Genomic DNA, 1,459 nt, shown 5'->3' on the forward strand with positions numbered 1-1,459 from the left:
GGTCGACCTCGCACGCGTCGCACTCGAGGCCGCGGTGACGGCCCGCCAGGAGGCCGAGCAGGCGGCGGCGGCCGCGGAGAAGGAGCTCGCGACCGCGCTGCGCGGTGCCGCCGACCGGCGCGAGGGCGTCGCCCGGCTCGCCGGTCAGGTCGCCGCCCGCCGCAGCCGCGTCGAGGCGACCCAGGCCGAGATCGGGCGCCTGCACGAGACGCTCGCCGCTGCCCGGGAGCGCGAGGCCACCGCGCACACCGAGTTCGTCGCGCTCGAGTCCGAGGTCGCGGGCGTCGAGGCCGGCGAGGAGGGGCTCGACGCCGCGCACGAGGCCGCCGCCGAGGCCCTCGACGTCGCGACCGAGCGGCTCACGGACCTGCAGCAGCGGCTGTCCGAGGCCGAGCGTGAGCACGGGGCGCTCGTCGCGCGGGCCGAGACGCTCGAGCTCAGCCTCACGCGCAAGGACGGCGCGGGTGCGCTGCTCGCCGCCGACGGCCTCACGGGCACGGTCGGGTCGGTCGCGGCGCTGCTCGCGGTCGACGCGCGCGACGAGGAGGCAGTCGTCGCGGCGCTCGGTGCCCTCGCCGACGGTGTCGCGGTCGAGTCGGTCGACGCCGCCGTGGACGCGCTGCGGTGGCTGCGCACCGAGGACGCCGGACGCGCGACGCTGCTGGTCGCGGGCGCGCCCGACGCGGGTCCCGTGGTGGACCTGCCGCCCGGCGCCGACCGTGCGGTCGACCTGGTCACCGCCCCGCCGCTCGTCCAGGCGACCGTCCGCGCGCTGCTCGCCGACGTCGTCGTCGTGGACGACCTCGCGACCGCCCGCGCGCTCGTCGCGCAGCACCCGCACCTCGTCGTCGCGACCCGCGCGGGCGACGTCCTGTCCCGGCATCGCGCGTCCGGCGGGTCGGCGACCGCACCGAGCGCGCTGCACCTGCAGGCCGCGCTCGACCAGGCCCGCTCCGGCGCGGACGAGGCGACGGCCACCGCGGAACGTCTCCGCTTCGAGATCGCCGGCGCGACCGCCGAGCAGCAGCACGCCCGCGACGAGCACGACCGCACGCTCGCCCGGCTCAACGAGTCCGACGCCGCACTGGCCGCCGTGGCGGAGCAGCTCGGCCACCTGGGGTCCGCCGTCCGGGCCGCGCGCGCCGAGGCCGACCGCGTCGAGGCGTCGCTCACGGCCGCCTCCGCGACCCTGGAGTCGGACGCCGCGGAGCTCGCCGACCTCACCGCTCGCCTCGCGGTCGCCGAGGACGAGCCCGTCGACACCGAGGCGACCATCGCAGAGGCGACCGAGCGCCGCGACTCCCTGGCCGGCCTGGCCACGGGCGCGCGCTCGCGCGAGACCGAGGCCCGCCTGACCCTGCGCACGAGCGAGGAGCGCGCGCGGGCCCTGTCGGGGCGCGCCGCGTCGCTCGAGCGTGCCGCCGAGGCCGAGCGCGCCGCGCGGCAGAAGGCCGCCGAG

The 1,459-nt window shown here is 79.4% G+C and carries 1 protein-coding gene; it reads left to right on the plus strand.

The genetic code is table 11. The features are described 5' to 3' along the window. The coding region (locus tag CTKZ_RS21115; protein ID WP_503825981.1) for an SMC hinge domain-related protein at positions 1–1,459 on the plus strand (1,459 nt) is incomplete at both ends.

It is taken from the genome of Cellulomonas algicola (assembly GCF_003851725.1).
Classification (GTDB): Bacteria; Actinomycetota; Actinomycetes; order Actinomycetales; family Cellulomonadaceae; genus Cellulomonas; species Cellulomonas algicola.